This is a genomic window from Cellulomonas sp. S1-8, from assembly GCF_026184235.1.
Lineage (GTDB): Bacteria > Actinomycetota > Actinomycetes > Actinomycetales > Cellulomonadaceae > Cellulomonas.
Map to the genome: position 1 here is coordinate 3161161 of NZ_CP110806.1, position 14530 is coordinate 3175690.

The 14530-nt window shown below is 71.5% G+C and carries 18 protein-coding genes; all 18 read right to left on the reverse strand.

The genetic code is table 11. From position 1 onward, the window contains the following. Positions 1 to 82 precede the first annotated feature (82 nt). Positions 83 to 613 carry a 50S ribosomal protein L17 gene (rplQ, locus tag OKX07_RS14155; RefSeq protein ID WP_265628719.1) on the reverse strand — a complete coding sequence of 177 codons (531 nt, stop codon included), beginning with the start codon at positions 611 to 613 and terminating at the stop codon, positions 83 to 85. A gap of 81 nt (positions 614 to 694) precedes the next feature. After that, positions 695 to 1708 (reverse strand): DNA-directed RNA polymerase subunit alpha, encoded by a 1014-nt coding sequence (locus OKX07_RS14160; RefSeq protein WP_265628720.1) that lies wholly within the window; start codon positions 1706 to 1708, stop codon positions 695 to 697. Positions 1709 to 1940: 232 nt separating this feature from the next. Further along, on the reverse strand, positions 1941 to 2342 hold the full coding sequence (gene rpsK / locus OKX07_RS14165; protein WP_265628721.1) for a 30S ribosomal protein S11: 402 nt from the start codon (positions 2340 to 2342) through the stop codon (positions 1941 to 1943). 77 nt (positions 2343 to 2419) lie between these two features. Beyond that, on the reverse strand, positions 2420 to 2800 hold the full coding sequence (gene rpsM, locus OKX07_RS14170) for a 30S ribosomal protein S13 (RefSeq protein WP_265628722.1): 381 nt from the start codon (positions 2798 to 2800) through the stop codon (positions 2420 to 2422). 174 nt (positions 2801 to 2974) lie between these two features. Further along, complete coding sequence (rpmJ, locus tag OKX07_RS14175; RefSeq protein WP_013117849.1) at positions 2975 to 3088, reverse strand: 50S ribosomal protein L36; 114 nt, start codon at positions 3086 to 3088, stop codon at positions 2975 to 2977. Between the two features lie 68 nt (positions 3089 to 3156). Next, positions 3157 to 3378 (reverse strand): translation initiation factor IF-1, encoded by a 222-nt coding sequence (gene infA, locus OKX07_RS14180; protein WP_019146749.1) that lies wholly within the window; start codon positions 3376 to 3378, stop codon positions 3157 to 3159. Between the two features lie 281 nt (positions 3379 to 3659). Next, positions 3660 to 4493, reverse strand: coding sequence for a type I methionyl aminopeptidase (gene map / locus OKX07_RS14185; protein ID WP_265628723.1), 834 nt, complete (start codon positions 4491 to 4493; stop codon positions 3660 to 3662). 9 nt (positions 4494 to 4502) lie between these two features. Beyond that, positions 4503 to 5081: an adenylate kinase gene (locus OKX07_RS14190; protein WP_265628724.1), complete on the reverse strand. Its 579-nt coding sequence runs from the start codon at positions 5079 to 5081 to the stop codon at positions 4503 to 4505. After that, positions 5078 to 6373, reverse strand: a complete 1296-nt coding sequence (gene secY, locus OKX07_RS14195) for a preprotein translocase subunit SecY (RefSeq protein WP_265628725.1) — start codon at positions 6371 to 6373, stop codon at positions 5078 to 5080. Before secY ends, OKX07_RS14190 begins: the two co-directional genes overlap by 4 nt. 75 nt (positions 6374 to 6448) lie before the next feature. After that, positions 6449 to 7279 (reverse strand): hypothetical protein, encoded by an 831-nt coding sequence (locus OKX07_RS14200; protein ID WP_265628726.1) that lies wholly within the window; start codon positions 7277 to 7279, stop codon positions 6449 to 6451. Continuing rightward, complete coding sequence (locus OKX07_RS14205; RefSeq protein WP_265628727.1) at positions 7276 to 8019, reverse strand: hypothetical protein; 744 nt, start codon at positions 8017 to 8019, stop codon at positions 7276 to 7278. Before OKX07_RS14205 ends, OKX07_RS14200 begins: the two co-directional genes overlap by 4 nt. Continuing rightward, positions 8016 to 8654: a hypothetical protein gene (locus OKX07_RS14210; protein WP_265628728.1), complete on the reverse strand. Its 639-nt coding sequence runs from the start codon at positions 8652 to 8654 to the stop codon at positions 8016 to 8018. Before OKX07_RS14210 ends, OKX07_RS14205 begins: the two co-directional genes overlap by 4 nt. Then, a complete protein-coding gene (locus OKX07_RS14215; protein ID WP_265628729.1) occupies positions 8651 to 9253 on the reverse strand; it encodes a signal peptidase I in 603 nt (200 codons plus the stop codon). Before OKX07_RS14215 ends, OKX07_RS14210 begins: the two co-directional genes overlap by 4 nt. Before the next feature lie 86 nt (positions 9254 to 9339). Further along, complete coding sequence (locus OKX07_RS14220; RefSeq protein WP_265628730.1) at positions 9340 to 10017, reverse strand: alternate-type signal peptide domain-containing protein; 678 nt, start codon at positions 10015 to 10017, stop codon at positions 9340 to 9342. Between the two features lie 111 nt (positions 10018 to 10128). Then, positions 10129 to 12336, reverse strand: a complete 2208-nt coding sequence (locus OKX07_RS14225) for a CshA/CshB family fibrillar adhesin-related protein (protein ID WP_265628731.1) — start codon at positions 12334 to 12336, stop codon at positions 10129 to 10131. 619 nt (positions 12337 to 12955) lie between these two features. Then, positions 12956 to 13687 (reverse strand): 50S ribosomal protein L15, encoded by a 732-nt coding sequence (gene rplO, locus OKX07_RS14230; RefSeq protein ID WP_265631931.1) that lies wholly within the window; start codon positions 13685 to 13687, stop codon positions 12956 to 12958. 2 nt (positions 13688 to 13689) lie between these two features. Next, on the reverse strand, positions 13690 to 13872 hold the full coding sequence (gene rpmD, locus OKX07_RS14235; RefSeq protein ID WP_265628732.1) for a 50S ribosomal protein L30: 183 nt from the start codon (positions 13870 to 13872) through the stop codon (positions 13690 to 13692). Next, positions 13872 to 14513, reverse strand: coding sequence for a 30S ribosomal protein S5 (rpsE, locus tag OKX07_RS14240; protein ID WP_265628733.1), 642 nt, complete (start codon positions 14511 to 14513; stop codon positions 13872 to 13874). Before rpsE ends, rpmD begins: the two co-directional genes overlap by 1 nt. Between the last annotated feature and the right edge of the window lie 17 nt (positions 14514 to 14530).

Below are 14530 nucleotides of genomic sequence, written 5' to 3' on the forward strand. Positions count from 1 at the left end.
CCCTTCGTGGGGCGCACCGAGCACGCACGACGAGGCCCGCCCACCGTGACGGTGTGCGGGCCTCGTCGGCGTGCGAGGGAGATCAGGCCTTGTCGGCGGGCGCGTCCTCGACGGGGGCGTCCTCGACCGGCGCGTCCTCGACGGGGGCGTCCTCGACGGGCGCCTCGTCGGCGACCGGCTTGTCGGCCTTCTTCTTCGGGGCAGCCTTCTCGGCGGCCCGCGTGGCCTCCTTGACGACGGCCTGCTTGGGCGACAGCGGCTCGAGCACGAGCTCGATGACGGCCATGGGGGCGTTGTCGCCCTTGCGCGGACCGATCTTGGTGATCCGCGTGTAGCCGCCCTGACGCTCGGCGACGGCCGGCGCGATCTCGGTGAACAGGGCGTGCACGACGCCCTTGTCCTTCACGACGGTCAGCACGCGACGGCGCGCGTGCAGGTCACCGCGCTTGGCGAACGTGATGAGGCGCTCGGCCAGAGGGCGCAGGCGCTTGGCCTTCGTCTCCGTCGTCGTGATCCGCCTGTGCTCGAACAGTGCCGTCGCGAGGTTCGCGAGGATGAGTCGCTCGTGCGCCGGGCTGCCACCGAGCCTGGGACCCTTGGTGGGCGTGGGCATGGTCTCTACTCCTTGGGTTCTGCGGTGAGGGCGACGTCCCCGGGGCCGGCGCGTCGGCGCGCGGTCCCGGGATCACCTACGTCAGTACTGCTCGTCCTCGACGAAGTCCGTCTCGTCGTCCCCGTAGTAGCCGCCGGCCGTCGAGGGGTCGAAGTCCAGCGGGCTGTCCTTGAGCGTCAGGCCCAGCTCGGCCAGCTTCTCCTTGACCTCGGTGATCGACTTCGCACCGAAGTTGCGGATGTCCAGCAGGTCGGCCTCGGACCGGGCCACGAGCTCGCCCACGGAGTGGATGCCCTCGCGCTTGAGGCAGTTGTACGACCGGATGGTCAGCTGCAGGTCCTCGATCGGCAGCGCCAGGTCCGCGGCCAGGGCCGCGTCCGTCGGCGACGGGCCGATCTCGATGCCCTCCGCCTCGACGTTGAGCTCACGCGCGAGGCCGAACAGCTCGACGAGCGTGCGACCGGCCGACGCGAGCGCGTCGCGCGGGCTGATCGCCTGCTTCGTCTCGACGTCGACGATGAGCTTGTCGAAGTCGGTGCGCTGCTCGACACGGGTCGCCTCGACCTTGTAGGTCACCTTGAGGACCGGCGAGTAGATCGAGTCCACCGGGACCCGACCGATCTCGGCGTCGAACGACTTGTTCTGGTTGGCCGAGACGTAGCCGCGGCCGCGCTCGACGGTCAGCTCGATCTCGAGCTTGCCCTTCTCGTTCAGCGTGGCCAGGTGCAGGCCGGGGTTGTGCACCTCGACGCCCGCGGGCGGCACGATGTCGGCGCCGGTGATCTCACCCGAACCCTGCTTGCGCAGGTACATCACGACCGGCTCGTCGTTCTCCGAGGAGACGACGAGGTTCTTGATGTTGAGGATGATCTCGGTGACGTCCTCCTTGACACCCGGGACTGTCGAGAACTCGTGCAGCACGCCGTCGATCCGGATGGACGTGACGGCGGCGCCCGGGATGGACGACAGGAGCGTCCGGCGCAGGGAGTTCCCGAGGGTGTAGCCGAAGCCGGGCTCGAGAGGCTCGATGGAGAACCGCGAGCGGTGCTCCGAGATGACCTCTTCGGTCAGGGTGGGGCGCTGTGCGATCAGCACGGTGTGGTTCCTCTCCGCGAGCGTCCGCCATATGACGCTGTCGCGAGTGATGCTTGCCTGGACGTGCCTCGGTCTGCAGGTCCGAGCGGGAATGCGTGTGTCATCCGTCGTTCCGTGGTGCGGCTCGTGCGCCTCGCAGGGCTACCGCCTCGCAGGGCGACGGACGTGGTGCGCGGCGGACGCGCGAGGGCCGGGACGAGCGCCTGACGGCATCGTCCCGGCCGTGCGCGCGTCAGACGCGTCGACGCTTCGGCGGACGGCAGCCGTTGTGGGCCTGCGGCGTCACGTCCTGGATGGAGCCGACCTCGAGGCCGGTGGCCTGCAGCGAACGGATCGCCGTCTCGCGGCCCGAGCCCGGGCCCTTGACGAAGACGTCGACCTTGCGCATGCCGTGCTCCTGCGCCTTGCGCGCGGCTGCCTCGGCGGCGAGCTGCGCGGCGAACGGAGTCGACTTGCGGGAACCCTTGAAGCCCACCTGACCCGAGGAGGCCCAGGCGATCACGGCGCCCGACGGGTCGGTGATGGACACGATGGTGTTGTTGAACGTGCTCTTGATGTGCGCCTGGCCGTGGGAGATGTTCTTCTTCTCCTTGCGGCGGGGCTTGCGCACGGCGGTGCGGGACTTGGGAGGCATCTCTTCTTCTCTCGGGGTCTGCGGGTCGGAAGGCGGACGGGCGGGCGGTCAGCGAGGTGCGCGACCGGCCCGCGTCATCACTTGCGCCCGGCCTTCTTCTTGCCGGCGACGGTGCGCTTGGGGCCCTTGCGGGTACGCGCGTTGGTCTTGGTGCGCTGACCGCGCACCGGGAGGCCGCGGCGGTGACGCAGACCCTCGTAGCTACCGATCTCGACCTTGCGGCGGATGTCGGCGGCGATCTCGCGTCGGAGGTCACCCTCGAGCTTGAAGCTGCCCTGGAGGAAGTCGCGCAGTGCGACCAGCTCCGTGTCGCCCAGGTCCTTGACCCGGACGTCCGGGCTGATGCCGGTGGCGGACAGGGCCTGGTGCGCACGCGTGCGACCGACCCCGAAGATGTAGGTGAGGGCGACCTCGACCCGCTTGTCGCGGGGCAGATCGACACCGATCAGACGTGCCATGTGCCTGGTGACTCCTGTACTGCACTCGGAGGTCTGCCGCACCGTCCTCCCGCAGTCCTTGCGGGCCCCAGCCTCCGAGCTGGGGGTTCACCGTGACATCGGCCCGGGGGCCGGGTCACGGAGCGGCGGTGCGCTTGCTCGCCCCCTGGGGGGCGGGGTGGTGCAGGTGGCTGCTCAGCCCTGGCGCTGCTTGTGGCGCAGGTTCTCGCAGATCACCTGGACGCGACCGTGCCGGCGGATCACCTTGCACTTGTCGCAGATCTTCTTGACGCTCGGCTTGACCTTCATCGCGTTCGTTCCTCCGCCGCCGCGTCCCGGACCGTGTGGCCCGACCGACAGCGTCTCGATGGTGGTGGTTACTTGTAGCGGTAGACGATGCGCCCGCGGGTCAGGTCGTACGGGCTGAGCTCGACGACCACCCGGTCCTCGGGGAGGATCCGGATGTAGTGCTGACGCATCTTGCCCGAGATGTGGGCGAGCACCTTGTGGCCGTTCGCGAGCTCCACCCGGAACATCGCGTTGGGCAGCGCTTCGACCACGCTGCCCTCGATCTCGATCACGCCGTCCTTCTTGGCCATGTCCTCCGCTAACTGTCGTGCTCGTCGTGTCCTGCCGGTGGTCGCCCCACCCCGTGCCAACGCCCGGCAGACGTGCCGGACGCCGCGCGACATCGTGCGAGGTCGAGCGGAGGACGTGGGGTGACTGGTCGCCGATCCATCGGCGCACACAACCAACGAGCAAGCATACGGCATTCCGAGACTGGTCGGTACCGCGATGTAGGGGACGCAGCGGCCATCACAGCGCGCGACGCGGCGGCCTACCCAGCGGCGCGACCGGAGGTCACGTCGCTGCTCGCGCGTCAGAGCGTCGCGACCTCGACGCCCAGGGCGCGGAGCCGCTCGGCGCCGCCGTCGCGCGCCGTGAGCACCACGATGCCGCCCTCGAGCAGTGCGACCGTGTGCTCCCAGTGGGCCGACCGCGCGCCGTCGTCCGTGACCACGGTCCAGTCGTCGGCCAGCACGTGGTTGTCCTGCGCACCGCGCACCAGCATGGGCTCGACCGCCACGCAGAGCCCCGGTCGCAGCCGCACACCGCGGTCACGCGAACGGTAGTTCGGGACGTCGGGGGGCTGGTGCATGGCGGTGCCGATGCCGTGACCGACGTAGTCCTCGACGATGCCGAACGGCTGCGCACCCGTGCGAGCCGCGGCCTCCTCGACGACGTCCTCGACCGCACCGCCGACCGCACCCAGCCGGTCCCCCGTCGCGAGCGCGGCGATGCCGGCCCACAGCGCGTCCTGCGTGGTGGCGACGAGCGCGAGGTCCGCCGGGTCGGCGGGGTCGAGCACGACGGTGAACGCCGAGTCGCCGTGCCAGCCGTCGACGACGGCCCCGCAGTCGACCGACACGACGTCACCGGGCTGCAGCACGCGCGGACCGGGGATGCCGTGCACGATCTCGTCGTTCACGGACACGCACAGCGACGCGGGGTACCCGTGGTACCCGAGGAAGGACGGGGTCGCGCCCGCGGCCGTGATGACGTCCTCGGCGACGGCGTCGAGCTCGGCCGTCGTCACCCCCGGGGCGATCGCGGCCCGCACGGCGTCGAGGGCGTCCGCGACCACGAGGCCGGCGCGGCGCATGACGGCGACCTGCTCAGGCGTCTTGTACTCCACGCGGTCGCGGCCGAACACCACGGGACCTCAGGACCGGACGGGGGCGACCGCGGCGAGCAGCCGCGTCGTGACGTCGTCGACCTCGCCCAGGCCGTCGACCTGCGCGAGCAGGCCGCGGTCCGCGTACACCTGCGAGATCGGGGCCGTCTGCTCGGCGTAGACGTCGAGCCGGTGCCGGATGACCTCGACGGTGTCGTCCGCCCGGCCCTCGACCTGCGCACGCTTCGTGAGCCGCTCGACGACGACCTGCGGGTCGACCGTCAGCTCGACCGCGAGGTCCAGCTCACGGCCCGCCGCGGCGAGCATCTCGTCGAGCGCGGCCACCTGCGCCACGTTGCGCGGGTACCCGTCGAGCAGGAACCCGTCGACGGCGTCGTCCTGCGCCAGGCGGTCCCGGACGAGCTCGTTGGTCAGCTCGTCCGGGACGAGCCGGCCGGACGCCGTGACGTCCTGCACCCGACGACCGAGCTCGGTCCCGTCCTTGACGTTCGCGCGGAAGATGTCGCCGGTCGAGACGGCCGGGACACCCAGCGCCTCGGCGAGACGGGCGGCTTGCGTGCCCTTGCCCGCTCCGGGCGGACCGAGCAGGACCAGACGTGCACTCAACGCAAGAACCCTTCGTAGTGCCGCTGCTGCAGCTGGGACTCGATCTGCTTGACGGTCTCGAGGCCGACGCCCACCACGATGAGGATCGACGCCCCGCCGAACGGGATGTTGGCGCCGACGCCGAGCACGATGAACGCGATCATCGGGATCAGCGCGATCATCGCCAGGTACAGCGACCCCGGGGTCGTGATGCGCGTGATGACGTAGTCGAGGTACTCGGCCGTCGGGCGGCCCGCGCGGATTCCCGGGATGAACCCGCCGTACTTCTTCATGTTGTCCGCGACCTCGTCCGGGTTGAACGTGATCGCCGTGTAGAAGAAGCAGAAGAAGATGATGAGGACGAGGTACATCGCGATGTGGAGCGGGGCGGCCGGGTCGGCCACGTTCACGCTGATCCACTGCACCCAGCCCGCGGTCGCGTCACCGAACTGCGCGATCAGCGTCGGCACCGCGAGCAGCGAGGACGCGAAGATCACCGGGATGACGCCGGCCATGTTGATCTTGATCGGGATGTAGGTGCTCGACCCGCCGTACATGCGGCGGCCGACCATGCGCTTGGCGTACTGCACCGGCACGCGGCGCTGCGACTGCTCGACGAACACGACGAGCCCGATGACCAGCACGACGATCGCCAGCACGGCGACGAACTTGCCGGCACCGTTGTTGCCACCGGCGATCGACCACAGCGCGCCGGGGAACGACGCGGCGATCGACGTGAAGATGAGCAGCGACATGCCGTTGCCGACGCCGCGCTCGGTGATGAGCTCGCCCAGCCACATGATGAGGCCGGTGCCCGCGGTCATCGTGATGACCATCAGGAGCAGCGTGACGGGGCTGTCGTCGGGGATGACCTCGAGCGTGCAGCCCTGGAACAGGTTGCCGCTGCGCGCGAACGTGATGATCGTCGTCGACTGCAGGACCGCCAGGCCGATGGTCAGGTACCGCGTGTACTGCGTCAGCTTCGCGGTTCCGGACTGGCCCTCGCGGTGCAGCTCCTCGAACTTGGGGATGACCACGCGCAGGAGCTGGATGATGATGCTCGCGGTGATGTACGGCATGATCCCGAGCGAGAACACGGAGAGCTGCAGGAGCGCGCCACCACTGAACAGGTTGACCAGGCCCAGCAGGTCGTTGTCCGCGGTCTGCTCGATGCAGGCCTGCACGTTCGGGTAGCTCACCCCTGGGGTCGGCAGGAACGACCCGATGCGGAACAGCACCATCATCCCGATGGTGAAGAGCAGCTTGCGCCGCAGGTCGGGCGTCCTGAACGCCCGAACGAATGCACTGAGCACCTGTCGTCCTCCTGCTGTGTGGGCCGTCCTCCGACCCCGTCGCCGTCGATGAGCGGGACGGACCGCCGGTAGAGACTACCCCGCGGTGGGCGCCGTACCGGACCCGCCCGGCTGCTGGACGTCCCGCCGGCGACGCGCGGCCCCGACGAGCAGCGACCCGAAGCCGATCCCGACGACCGCGAGGAGGGCCGCGCGCAGGGCGTCGAGGCCCGTGAGGGCCAGCGTCGCGGCGTTGCCGGCCGCCGGCGCGGCAGCCACGGTGCCCGCCGCCGTCGTCGTCGGACCGGGGTCGGCGGCGACACCCTCGCCCGTCGTGGGCGACGGCGCGGGCGTGGCCGTGGGCGACGGCGCGGACGTGGGGGCAGGCGTGGCCGTGTCGCCGGTGATCTGGACGTGCACCACGAACGACGCCTCACGCTCTCCGACGAGGCCGCGGTTGCCGGTCGTGGCCGTGGCCGGCAGCTCGTACGCGACCTCGATCCGGGTGACGGCGCCCTGCGGGAGGTGCGTCTGCGCGATGAGGGTGTCCCCTGCGGCCTCGAGCGCACGGAACGTCGCCCCGTCGGTCTGAGAAGCCGTCGCCCAGTCCAGGTGCAGGTCGTCGTAGAAACCGTCGTCCGCGCCCGCCGCCGGGTCGAGCAGGTCGACCTGCGTCACCCACGCCTGCAGGGTGCCACCCGTCGGCCCGTCGTTGCGGACGGTGACCGCGCGCCGGGCGCGGTCACCCGGCACCGTGACGGGTACGCCCACGAACGACTGCTCCGCGCTGGCGCGCGTGGACCCGTCCCAGGCCAGCGACAGGGTGGGTCCTTCCCAGGCGACGTCGACGGCTGCGGCCGGCCCCACGAGGGCGACGGACGCGAGCAGCGCGACCGCGGCGGCCGCAGCGACCCGCGCAGGCCTCACGGCGTGCTCCCGGCCCTGGTGGTCGTGAACGCGAACGTGAGCGTGTGGGTCGGCTCGGCGGACGGGACGAGGGTCTGGCGCGTGAGGGCCGACCACGAGTCGGTGGCGGTCAGCGGTGACTGGGCACCCAGGCCAGGGATGACGGGCGTCCCCGTCACCGTGGCCGTGTTGGTGTGGGTGCCGGTGACCGGGACGAAGCGCGCGACGAGGCACCAGTACTCGGACACCAGGGCCGTCGTCGTGGTGTAGGCGGTGCTCCAGGGAGTCGACGTGGTCGTGACGGTCGCCGTGGTGGACGTCGTGCACGCCGCGGCCGACGCGACCTTGTAGAGCTGCCAGCGCGACGCGCCGAACACCCCGCCGGTGATGCTCGGGGTGACCGTGTAGGACAGCCCGCGGTGGCCCTGCGCGAGCGAGTCGACCTGGACGGGGATCGCGACCGCGCCGCCCGTGGGACCGCCGTAGAGGGCCGCGGCCTGCGCCGGGCCGAACGTGAAGGTGAGGGACTGCGGGTCCGCGGTCGCGTACTTCGCGAGCGTGCCGGGTGTCGCGGGCGTGCCGACCCCGAACACGGTCACACCCACGGGCATCCGGACCGTCCCGGTGAACTCGTCGCGCCACAGAGCGAGCGTGCCGCCGGTGCCGGCACCCACGAGGATCGCCGCGAGCAGCACGAACGCCGTCAGGAGCCAGCCGTGCGGTCGCCGCCACGCCGACGCGCGCGTCGTCGCGGTCGTCACTGGAAGCCGTCCCCGCTGCGCACCTGGGCGAGCTCGACGACGACCGCGCCGGTCGTGGTGACCGGGGCCGACCCCACCGCCGACGGTGCGACGACGACGGCCGAGGTCCCGGTGTAGACGAGCGAGATGGTCACCGACCACGGCGTGGTCCCCCACGACGCGACCTCGGCGGGCGTGATGTTGTCGGTGCCGCCGGGGAGGGTCACGGGTGAGCCGAGCGCGACGGGTGCCGACGCCGTGCCGTCGGGCATGGTGACGACGTACGTGGCGGTGACGCGGCCCGTCGGCTGGAGGCTCGGCGGGGTGGCCCAGCGCACGTTGACGCGGGCTGCCACGTTGTCGCCCGTCAGCACGGTGCGGAACTGCTGGCGCAGGGTGAACGCGTCACCGGGTGTCGCCAGGTGGTTGGCCGTGATCTGGTCGCCCTGCATGCCGAACGCGTGGACGGGTGTGACGCCGGGGCTGGTCTCGGTCCACGTCGGCGTGCCGACGATCTGGAGCTCCAGGTTCCCCGAGCGGATCACCGGCATGGCCACCGACGCGTCCTCGCCCCACAGCGCGTACGTGATGCCGGCCGTCGCGGCCGCGACGACCAGGGCCGACGCCGCGAGCGACAGCACGCGACGGGCCCTCATCGGCTCGCCTCCGCCGGCAGCGGGTCGTCCGCCGGCGCGTCGGTGTCCGGGGCATCGGCAGCGACGGCGGAGCGTCGACGCTCCGGGCGCAGGACCATGAACGCCGCGTAGAGGAAGAGCGCCACGGCGACTCCGACGACGAGCAGGCCGCGCTGCTGGCCGAGGTAGAGCGAGACGTGCCCGACCCACGGCACGTGGTAGACCACCTCGGCCTTGACCTGGGCGGGCACGAGCGGCGCGTCGTCCGCGCTGTTCGCGTCACCGCGCGTGACGAACATGGTGCCGTCGGCCGTGAACACCTTCTCGACCACGCGGTGCGTGATGAGCGTGGGGTCGTCGGACACGGGCTGGAACGTCACGACATCGCCGATCTGGACCTCGGCCGCGGCGTCCTTCACGCCGCGGACGACGACCACGTCGCCGGGATCGTACGTCGGCACCATCGAGCCGGTGAGCACCGTCAGCGCGGCACCGTCGAGGACCTTGGGAACGACCGCGAGCGCGACCGCCGCGGCGAGCACGACGAGCAGCGCGAAGGTCGTGACCGCGGAGAGGAGGCCGGAGAACCAGCTGTCGCGGGGTGCGGGGTGGGTGCTCATGGTGTCCTCCTCGGTGGGTCAGCGGGTCGGTGGTGCGGGGTGGATCGAGGGGTGGGGCGGGCCAGAGGCCCGCCCCACCCGGGTGATCACGGGACGACGGGCGGCACGACGAAGTCCGTGCCGGTGCGGACCTGGTTGACGTTGACCACGAGCGAGCCAAGCGCCGTGGTTGCGGACGCCGACGTCGTCGCCGCGGTCCCCGCGTCGAAGCGCGCCGTCAGGACGACGGTCATGTTCGAGGTCGGGTTGACGGTCGCGAGCGCGGTCCGGTCGACCACGATCGTCGGTGCCGCGTTGGCGGGCGCCCCCGCCGCCTGGCCGGCGCGAGGGGCCGCGAACCGCACGGCGGAGTCGGTACCGAGCGCGATGTCGTTCGCCAGGACCGTGCCGGTGGCGCTGACCACGTCGTACGTCACGGACATGCCCGTGGGCAGCGTGCCGACGGTCGTGTCGACGCCGACGTTCGCGACGAGGTTGTCACCCTCGAGCGCCACCTGGAACCCGTAGGTCCCCTCGGCGACGTCACCCGGGACCATCCGCCACGTGGCGAGGCTGATGTCGTGTCCGGCAGTGCCACGGTCGGCGCGGTCCGTGGACACGTCCTTCCAGCCCGGGGTGCCGACGGCGGCGATCGCCAGGTTGCCGTTCGTGATCGTGCCACCTGCGACGGTGCTGCTGGCGGTCCAGAGCGCGAACGTCGAGCCGCCGGTCAGCAGCGCGATACCGGCGACGCCGGCGATGAGGCCCTTGGTCTTGTTCTTCATGGTGTTGCCTTTCTGAGGGTGGTCGCCCGGAGGGCGGAGCAGCACGTCCGGGCGGGCGTCTGCAGGTCTGTGGTCACCGATCGGGTCGTGCGGTGTGCCGGGGTGCGTGCGTCAGGGATTCGGCACCACCGCCCCCGAGGCCGTGCAGGTGGTCGCGGCGCCCACGGCGAGCGTGCCGAGCGCGACGGACGTCCCCGGCGGGAAGCCGGGACAGGTGAGGGTCGTCGCTCCGCCGGCCGACGTCGTGCCGTCGATCGTCGAGCGGGTCTGCGACCACGCGTCGGAGACGACCACGCCCGTCAGCGGCACCGAGCCGGTGTTGGTCACGACGTAGCGCCACACGACCGCGGCACCCGGCGCGAGCTGCACGCCGTTGGCGAGCTGGGCCGTGAAGCCCGTGTCGCTCGCGAGGTACGCCTGCTTGTCGATGGCGAGGCCGGGCCGGTAGAGGTCGACGCGTGCGCACTGCAGGGCGGTCATCTCCGCCGACCCGGCCGCGCAGGTCACCGCTGCCGTGATCGCCGAGGTCGACACCGCGACCACGTTGGTGAGCACCTGGTCGCCCGGCCCCCCGACGGCGGAGCGCGTCGTCATGGGGTAGGTGAGCTGCACGCTGCCGCCCGCGGGGACCGTGCCGCTCCACGTGAACCGGCCGGTGCCGTTGTCGGCGAACGTGCTGCCGGCAGGGCGGGCGACGGTACCGAGGGTCGCGTCGTCGAGCGCCAGGGCGTAGTCGTCGGCGAGGTGCGCCACGACGGCTGCCGCCCCCGCGTTCGCCACGGTGATCGTGAACGTCACGTTCCCGCCGGCGGGCATGGTCGCAGCGCTCGCGGTCTTGGTCACCGTCAGGGCGGCGACCACCTCGACCTGCCAGTCCTCGACCTCACCGGTCAGGATCGGGGTGGTCGCGGTGAGGAGCTGGGCGTCGTCGGGGGCGATCGCCACGCGCAGGGTCCGACGGCCGAGCTGGGCCGAGGTCACGGTGATGCCCGTCCACGTCAGCGTCGCCGTGCCTGCCGTGCATGCGGCCGTGGCGGTCGCCTCGCCTGCGTCGAACCCGTTGTTGGCGTTCCAGTCGAGCCACCCCCGGACACGACCGGTCGTGGCTGCAGCACACGAGACGGGCAGCGAGTAGGTCGACGCCACACCGACCTGCGCCGTCAGTCGCGGCGGGGTGGTCACCGTGTCCTCGTCGGCGGTCTGCGTGGTCGCGCCCGTGGTGCCGTTGGGCACGGCCCAGCCGGCATCGCCGGTGGCGTCTGCGCTCGTCGGGACCGTCCGGTTGGGGTGCGCCTGCAAGCCGAGCCGGGTCGTCGACGCCGCCATGGTGGCGAGCTCGAAGCCACCGGCCAGCAGGTTCGTGGGGGCGGCGGTGCTCGTGCTGACTGACGACCCCCCGGTCCAGGTCGGCTGCACGACGGCAGGCGCGTGACCGTAGCTCGCCGGCGCGTCGCCGTAGTCGGCGCCGAGCACGTAGCCGATCGAGGCGGCGGCGATGCCGCTGCCGTTGAGGGCGATGTCGAGGGACGTCGACCCCTGGGCCAGCGCCACAGCGGTGGCGGAGGACGCCCCCGTACCCCCGCACTCCATGTTCGAGCTCAACGTCAGCGTCCTGCTGGAATTGGTCACCGCGCCGCGGTACTCCGAGCCGCACGTCCCGGCCCAGCGGTCGATGATGCGCCAGGTCGTCCCGGCCACGCCCGTCGCCGCCAGCGTCTCGGTGGCGTTGGTCGACTCGGCGTCGGCCACCACGAGCCCCGCGAGCGGGACCGGCTGCGTGGTGGGCGTGCCGTTGAATCCGGTCGGATAGGTCGCGAGCACCGCGCTGCACGCCACGTTCACGGTCCGGTCGGCGTTGTCGCCCGGGATCGCGAAGCCCGACACCAGGCCCGGTGCGCCCGACGCCCGGTAGAGCTGCGGCAGGCCGTCGGCCGCGTAGGTGCCGGGACGGTAGACGACCACGTTCTGCTCGTATCCGCGCGTCATCCTGCACGTGACCTCGAGGCGCGCGTTCGCGCTGACCTCCTGGCGGGTGGTGACGGAGGTGACGGCGTCCGTGTACTCCCAGCTGAACCAGTTCCACGAGCGGGTCCCGCCCGTGAGGCTCGCTCCGGCCGCACCCCAGTTGACCCAGGTGATGCGGTCCTTGTACCGCCCTGCGCCGTCGGTCGCCATCAGCGCCGACCCGCTCGCGGTGGAGCTGAGGTCGCCGGTCGCGGCGGCGGCAGGAGTCACGGTCAGGACGCCGACGACGGGCGCGAGCCCCAGGCCGAGCACGAGGGCGAGCGCTGCGCCGAGGGCGGCACGTCGCGTGCCCACCCTGCGCTGCCGGCTCGTCCCTGCTCCCATGGCCACTGCCCCCTGGATCCTGCTGGGGCCGTCGTGCCGCTCTCCTGACGAGTGCGACGCCTCCGACAACCCCTTGCGGATTTAAGTAGGTCACTTGTCCAGGTCGACCGTCCACTTCGACAGATCGGGGCACAGCGGGGCACACCCGGACCTAGGGGCGCACAACGACGGGTGGTAACCCCTAGCGGGCCGAGACCTTTCACCCGGACTTTCGAAAGTCGAAACGCTTGCGGCAGAATCGGTCATCGAGGGTTGCTCGCGTCGCCCGCTTCACGGCAGACCTGCAGGTCACGGGCGGCAAACGTTCGCCATAGGCCTCAAAACGATTCAATCGTGGGGGTCGTCCGAGGGCTTCGCGCGGTGCGCCCGGGGCGCGATGTGGGGTGTTTCGTCTCCCCTGCCACGTGCTCGACCGGGCGCGGGAGCACGCAGGTATCGCACTGTCGATCGCCGACTATCGGAGCCCGCCACACACCTCGGTGGCGCATGGGGACGCACGTCTGCCTGCCAACGCCGCAGCGGGCGGCCCCGGGATCTCTCCCGGGACCGCCCGCTGCGGGTGGTCCGACCTGCGTGACGCCTCGGAGGGTCAGTCCCCCGCGACGCTCCCGCCGGCAGCCTCGATCTTGTCCTTCGCGGACGCGGAGTACGCGTCCACGGCGACGGACACCTTGACGGTCAGGTCACCGTCACCCAGCACCTTGACGCGCTGGCCCTTGCGGACCGCGCCCTTGGCGACCAGGTCGGCGACCGTCACGTCGCCACCGTCGGGGTACAGCGCGGAGAGCTTGTCCAGGTTGACGACCTGGTACTCGACGCGGAACGGGTTCTTGAAGCCACGGAGCTTGGGCAGCCGCATGTGCAGCGGCATCTGCCCACCCTCGAAGCGGTCCGGCACCTGGTACCGGGCCTTGGTGCCCTTGGTACCGCGGCCGGCCGTCTTGCCCTTGGACGCCTCGCCACGACCCACACGGGTCTTGGCGGTCTTGGCACCGGGGGCCGGACGCAGGTGGTGCACCTTGAGGGTGCCACCGGCGCCGGGCTGGGCAGCGGCCTCGGCAGCAGCCTTCGCGGCAGCCGTCGGGGCCTTCTTCTTGGCCGGAGCCTTGTCGGCCTTCGCCGAGGACTCCGTCGTGGCCGAGGTGTCCGCCTTCGCGGACGCCTTCTTGGCTGCAGCCGGAGCAGCGTCCGCCTTGGCGGACTTCTTCTCCGCGGCCGGAGCGGCATCCGCCTTGGCGGCAGCCTTCTTCGCCGGAGCCTTGGCAGCCTTGGGCGCCTCGGTGTCCGTCGTCGTGTCGTCGGCCTTCTTGTCGTCGGCCATGGTCACTCGACCTCCTCGACCGCGATCAGGTGCGTCACCGTCTTGACCATGCCGCGGATCTCAGGGCGGTCCTCCTTGACGACGACGTCGCCGATCCGCTTCAGGCCCAGGGTGCGCAGCGTGTCGCGCTGGTTCTGCTTGCCGCCGATGGCGGACCGGGTCTGGGTCACCTTCAGACGGGCCATCACGCACCCGCCTTCGATGCTGCCGCGGCGGCACGACCCTCGGCCTGCGCGCGCAGCAGCGCGTGCGGCGCGACGTGGTCGAGAGGCAGGCCGCGGCGAGCCGCCACAGCCTCCGGCTCCTCGAGGGAGCGCAGTGCCTTGACCGTGGCGTGCACGATGTTGATCGCGTTGGACGACCCGAGCGACTTGCTGAGCACGTCGTGGATGCCGGCGCACTCGAGCACCGCGCGCACCGGACCACCGGCGATCACGCCGGTACCCGGCGACGCGGGACGCAGGAAGACGACACCGGCAGCAGCCTCACCCTGGATGGGGTGCGGGATGGTGCCCTGGATGCGGGGGACGCGGAAGAAGCTCTTCTTCGCCTCCTCGACACCCTTGGCGATCGCCGCGGGCACCTCCTTGGCCTTCCCGTAGCCGACGCCGACCGTGCCGTCGCCGTCGCCCACCACGACGAGCGCGGTGAAGCTGAAGCGGCGGCCGCCCTTGACGACCTTGGCGACACGGTTGATCGTCACGACGCGCTCGACGAACGCGCTCTTCTCGGGGGCGTCACGCCGCCCGCCGTCACGACGGCCGCCGTCCCGGCGGTCGCCGCCGGTGCCACCGGCACCGGTGTTGCTGCGCTGAGGAGCAGCCATCAGAGAGTCCTCTTCTT